Consider the following 5,838-nt stretch of genomic DNA (forward strand, 5'->3'; position numbering starts at 1 on the left):
CAGACCTTCGGTCTATGGCGGATACTCAAACCTTCCGTGCCGATCTTCTAGACCGCCTGAGCTTCGACGTTGTGCATATGCCAGCGCTTCGCCATCGTGAGGAAGACGTGATGTTGCTCGCCCGTCAATTTGCCGTGCAAATGAGTGCAGAGCTTAGCTGGGAGAAGTTTCCAGGATTTGCGCCAGCCGCGATTCTGCAGCTCGAGGGCTATCACTGGCCTGGAAACGTCCGAGAGCTCAAAAACGTTGTGGAGCGCTCACTCCATCGCTGGGCTGACCAGGACAGTCCGGTGGAAACTCTGGTGCTAGACCCCTTCCAAAGCCCCTGGAGTGACGCCGCTCTCACAAACCAGAACCCCGCCACTCTGCCAGCGGATGAACAACCGCAGGCTTCGAACACTTTGCCCAAGTCACGCGTGGCGGACAAATCAATTACCGTTGGGCTAAATCTCCGTGACAGCGTTGAGCGCTATGAAAAGATGCTTTTGAGCAAAGCTTTGGAAGATCACAGCTACAATCAACGGCGCACTGCCGAAGCGCTGGAACTCAGCTACGATCAGCTGCGGGGACTGGTACGCAAACACGAGCTTCGAACTCGACAGAAATAGGCGTTTCCTATTGGCGTCTGCCCTAGTAACGTACGCGACCTGAATTCAACAAACCACTAAGGAGTTACCTATGACACTTCCGCTCTCGGACATGTCTCTACTTCGCAATGGCGCTTACATAAACGGCTGTTGGACCCATGCCGACGACGGCAAAACACTATCCATACTAAACCCTGCCACCGGTGAAGAAATCATCAGTATCGCAAGCGTAGGAGCGGGCGAAACTCGACGAGCGATCGAAGCGGCCGAGAGTGCGATGGATGACTGGAAGCGACTCCCTGCCAAGACTCGGGCACAGACTCTACGCCAATGGTTCGATCTGATTATGGCGAACCAGGAAGATCTCGCGATTCTTATGACCGCCGAGCAGGGCAAGCCGCTGGCGGAATCCCGCGGTGAAGTCGCCTACGGCGCATCTTATGTTGAGTGGTTCGGCGAGGAAGCAAAGCGACTGTATGGCGACGTAATCCCGGGACCGGGTGAAGACAAGAGAATCGTCTGCATCAAACAGCCCGTGGGCGTTGTCGCGGCAATCACGCCCTGGAATTTCCCCATTGCAATGATTACCCGAAAAGCAGCGCCCGCCCTCGCGGCGGGATGCACCATTGTCATTAAACCTGCGAGTGAAACCCCTTTGTGCGCCCTGGCGCTGGCAGAGCTCGCCGAGCGCGCAGGCATCCCCGCTGGGGTCCTGAATGTTGTCGCAGGCTCGGCAAGAGACATCGGCGGCGAACTCACTGCAAACCCCATCGTACGCAAACTGACCTTCACCGGGTCGACGCCCATTGGCAAAGTACTCGAAGCCCAATGCGCAGAGACTATGAAGAAAACGTCCATGGAACTGGGAGGTAACGCCCCTTTCATCGTCTTTGATGATGCGGATCTGGACGCGGCCGTGGCTGGAGCCGTCATTTCAAAGTATCGCAACGCCGGGCAGACCTGTGTCTGCTCAAACCGCATTTTTGTGCAAAGTTCTATCTACGATTCCTTTGTCGAAAAGCTGGTCGCTAAAGCCAGTGAGCTGGCCGTGGGTGACGGCATGCAGGATGGCGTGGCACTGGGGCCGCTGGTCAACGCTAAAGCGGCTGTGGACGTTGATGAGCTTGTCCAGGCCTCGGTTGCGAGCGGTGCAAAGGTCGCTTTGGGAGGCGGACCCCATGCCCTCGGCGGAAGCTTTTACCAGGCAACGGTTCTTACCGATGTAGATAGCAGCATGGCTGTATTTCGTAACGAAATCTTTGGTCCTGTGGCCCCCATTATCCGCTTCGAGACTGAAGAAGAAGTGATCGCGATGGCGAACGATACAGAGTTCGGGTTGGCATCCTACTTTTACACGAGAGACATCGGCCGCGTGTGGCGCGTTGGCGAAGCCCTGGAGTACGGCATCGTAGGTATTAACGAAGGCATCATCTCTAACGAGATGGCCCCTTTCGGCGGGGTCAAGGAGTCGGGTTCAGGCCGTGAAGGCTCTCGCTATGGCATGGACGACTACGTCGAGATTAAGTACATGCTCATGGGAGGACTTTAGACGGATAACAGCCGCCCGTTAGGTTCTTTAAAGCTCCCAGAAAACCCTCGGCGGGACCCTAGTCCCGCCGTTCACACCCCGGAAAGCTGCACAGCATCTCAAACATCAGATTAGCGGCCAGAAGCGCGGTATTTCCCGTCGTATCGTAGGGTGGAGAAACTTCCACCAAATCTGCACCGACCAGATTCGTACCAAAGACACCGCGAATCACTTCAAGACCCTGGGAGGTCATCAACCCTGCCGGCTCAGGCGTCCCCGTCCCCGGCGCAACGGACGGGTCCAGTCCGTCGATGTCAAAACTCAGGTAGACAGGATGGTCGGCCCCAATCTGCTCGCGCACCTCACGCATAAGTGGCTCGAGGGATTGGTACCAGCATTCTTCGGCAGAAACCACACGAACGCCCCGCTGCCTGGCCCAGTCAAAGTCATCAGCCGCATAACCTGTCGCCCGCAGTCCTATCTGAACCATTTTCGTGGGATCAATGAGCCCCTCTTCAATGCCCCGGCGAAAAATAGTGCCATGGGTGATGGACTCCCCAAACATGTGGTCATTCATATCGGCATGCGCATCCACATGCACTACCGCCAGGGGGCCATGAACCTTTGCCTGGGCGCGAAGTATGGGCAAGGTGATCGTATGGTCGCCACCCATGGCAAGTGTCTTGGCTCCAGCCGCCAGCAAGCCATCGAAATGGCTCTCGATGATCCCGATAGACTTTTCCAGGTTGTAGGTGTTGAGCGCCACGTCACCGGTATCAGCGACTTGAAAAGAGTCAAAGGGCGCGGCCTTCGTCGCCATGCCGTAGGGGCGAACGAGGACTGACTCAGCTCTTATCTGTCGGGGCCCATAGCGTGAGCCAGCGCGATTACTGGTGCCGCAATCGAGAGGCACTCCCACAACGGCGATATCAAGCCCTTCTGCAGACAGCTGCACCGGCAATCTGAACATGCTGGCAATGCCGCCGAAGCGTGGCATATCGTTTCCTGACAGAGGTTGATTAAACTCGCTCACTGCATGCTCACTCTAGGTTCGTTTTGCTTAAGGTTGAAGTCGTCTGCTCGACAACTATTTATCTGGCTAAGGTCTGAGCTATCGCGGCTTGCCAACTGTCTTGTCTTTGTCGCCGCCTGGCCGCCGAGAGCTCTACTGCAAATTCTCGCTCAGGCTGCCAGAGGCGCTTAATATCGGTAGTGTTTCGCCAAAGACCCACGCCGATCCCCGCAAGATAGCTGGCCCCTGCGACCGTCGTCTCGGTAATCCGCGGTCGTACAATTTTTCTACCTAGAAAGTTTGCCTGGGTTTGCATCAGCAAATTATTAGCAGCAGCACCGCCATCCACACGCAGAGGCCGCATCCGCTTGCCCAGATCCGCCTCCATGCACCGCAGAATATCCACGTTCTGCAAAGCCATAGCATCAAGCGTTGCCCGAGCGATATGCCCTTTGTCTGTGCCGCGCGTCAGTCCGGTAATCAAACCCCGGGCTTCTGCTGCCCAGTGAGGCGCACCCAGCCCTGTCAGCGCGGGGACAAATTCTACACCCCCATGATCGGGCACACTTGCCGCCAGCGCCTCAATATCGGATGCCCGTTTAATGAGTTTCAGTCCGTCTCGCAACCATTGCACTGCCGCACCGCAGATAAAAGCGCCACCCTCCAGGGCGTACACTGGCTTTTGACTTTCTAGCTGCCAGGCGACAGTGGTGAGCAGACGAGACTTGGATAGCACTTTTTCGCTACCGGTATTCATCACGATAAATGAACCCGTACCAAAGGTGCACTTGGTATCACCGGTACTAAAGCAGGCCTGACCGAAGAGCGCCGCCTGCTGATCGCCCGCTATTCCTGCGATGGGTATCCCATCGGGTAAGCCGCGAACACCGCGAGTATGTCCAAATACGCCGCTGCTGGGGCGTATCTGTGGAAGAATACTGATGGGCACTTCAAACAGCCGGGCGAGTTCTTCATCCCAACCCAGTGTCTTAAGATTCATCAAAGACGTACGTGCGGCATTGCTGACATCGGTTGCGTGTTCCTCACCACCCGTGAGTCTCCACAGCAAAAAGCTGTCGATGGTTCCTGCCGCTAGTGCGCCCGCCTTAAGCGCCCGCTTTGCCGCCGGCACTTCGCGGAGCAACCAACGAAATTTGCTGGCGCTAAAGTAGGGATCCAACACCAAACCGCTGCGGCGTTGTACGGCTTTTTCGTGGCCGGCACTTCGCAGGTCATCACAGAAATCCGCTGTACGGCGGCATTGCCACACAATGGCATTGTGCAAAGGCTCACCGCTGCGTCGGTCCCAAAGCACCGAGGTTTCTCGCTGATTGGTAATCCCAATCGCCGCTATGTCCGAAGGCTTGCAGAGTTTCTTACGTAAAAGTCGCGCTAAGGCCTTCTCGACGGACGACCAAATTGCATCAGGCTGATGCTCTACCCAGCCTGGCTTTGGAAACACCTGCGGAAACTCAACGTTAACACTGGCACATAGCTGCCCCTGCGCATCAACCAGGGCGACAGTGCTGCCTGTCGTACCCTGATCGATGGCAAGTACAAAATCAGGCATTAGGCTGCAAAGCCCTCCATTGCCTTGATCTCGAGATAGTCCGTGAAACCATGCTCACCCCACTCGCGGCCATTTCCAGATTGCTTGAAGCCACCAAAGGGCACCTCATAGCCGCCCGATGCGCCGTTGATGTGGATGTTGCCCGCCCGGATACGTCGGCCGACGCTTCGAGCATGTTCAATGTCACCGCTTTGAACATAACCTGCCAGCCCGTAGGGTGTGTCGTTAGCCATGGCAATGGCTTCGTCTTCGCTGTCGTAAGGAAGGATCGCCAGAACCGGTCCGAAAATTTCCTCGCGTGCAATCGTCATGTTGTTATTCACGCCAGAGAACACCGTAGGTTTAACGTAGTAACCCGCGTCCAGTCCATCGGGACGACCTGTACCCCCGGCGACGACCTTTGCACCCTCGTCAATGCCCGCCTGAATCAGACCCTGAATTTTGTTGAACTGAACTTCCGACACCACCGGTCCTACCTGAGTGCCTTCGTCGGCGGGATCACCCACCACCACGGCCGCTGCCACGTTGCGAGCAATCTCTTCGACTTCTGCCAGTCGGGCGGATGGCACGAACATACGCGATGGCGCATTGCAGGATTGACCGCTGTTCATGAACATACTCATAACGCCCTGAGTAACCGCTTTTTCAAAGTCGGCATCATCCAGCACGATATTCGGCGACTTGCCGCCGAGTTCCTGCGTCACACGCTTCACCGTCGGCGCGGCATTCATAGCAACCTGAGTGCCCGCCCGGGTAGAACCCGTAAAAGACATCATGTCTACGTCGGGGTGCTTGGACAGCGCCGCGCCAACCGTCGGCCCATCGCCGTTGACCATGTTGAACACGCCGGCGGGAACACCTGCCTCGTGCATAATTTCTGCCCAAATCTGCGCAGACAGCGGAGATATCTCGCTTGGCTTGAGCACGATTGTGCAGCCAACGGCCAAAGCTGGCGCCACCTTGCAGGCGATCTGATTAACCGGCCAGTTCCAGGGGGTGATCATTCCACAAACCCCAATGGGCTCTTTGACGAGCCGATGCTGCCCAAGATCTTCTTCGAACTCGTACTCGCGCAGGACATCCAAAGCCTGCTGCAGGTGCCCAAGGCCAGTGTGCGCCTGAGCGGTCTCTGCAAGACCCT

Annotated in this window: 5 protein-coding genes; 2 read left to right on the plus strand and 3 right to left on the minus strand. The window is 56.6% G+C overall.

Annotation, left to right across the window (positions count from 1 at the left end; all coding sequences use genetic code 11):
• Positions 1–608: helix-turn-helix domain-containing protein (locus tag ACTG39_RS13955; RefSeq protein ID WP_439108172.1), on the plus strand; the 608-nt coding region annotated here is incomplete at its 5' end.
• A 70-nt stretch (positions 609–678) separates the two neighbouring features.
• The gene (locus tag ACTG39_RS13960; RefSeq protein ID WP_439108173.1) at positions 679–2,136 is read left to right on the plus strand and encodes an NAD-dependent succinate-semialdehyde dehydrogenase; all 1,458 of its coding nucleotides are present in this window, start codon (positions 679–681) and stop codon (positions 2,134–2,136) included.
• A 58-nt stretch (positions 2,137–2,194) separates the two neighbouring features.
• Here ACTG39_RS13960 and speB read toward each other — a convergent pair whose 3' ends face one another.
• The 3 genes from speB to ACTG39_RS13975 all read right to left on the minus strand — a co-directional run.
• On the minus strand, positions 2,195–3,112 hold the full coding sequence (gene speB, locus ACTG39_RS13965; protein WP_439108174.1) for an agmatinase: 918 nt from the start codon (positions 3,110–3,112) through the stop codon (positions 2,195–2,197).
• A 94-nt stretch (positions 3,113–3,206) separates the two neighbouring features.
• Positions 3,207–4,697: a glycerol kinase GlpK gene (gene glpK, locus ACTG39_RS13970; protein ID WP_439108175.1), complete on the minus strand. Its 1,491-nt coding sequence runs from the start codon at positions 4,695–4,697 to the stop codon at positions 3,207–3,209.
• Positions 4,697–5,838, minus strand: a 1,142-nt coding sequence (locus ACTG39_RS13975) for an aldehyde dehydrogenase family protein (protein WP_439108176.1), incomplete at its 5' end; no start/stop codon positions are given. The genes glpK and ACTG39_RS13975, both read right to left, overlap by 1 nt.

The organism is Congregibacter sp. (genome assembly GCF_965662665.1).
In the GTDB taxonomy this organism is placed as follows: Bacteria; Pseudomonadota; Gammaproteobacteria; order Pseudomonadales; family Halieaceae; genus Congregibacter.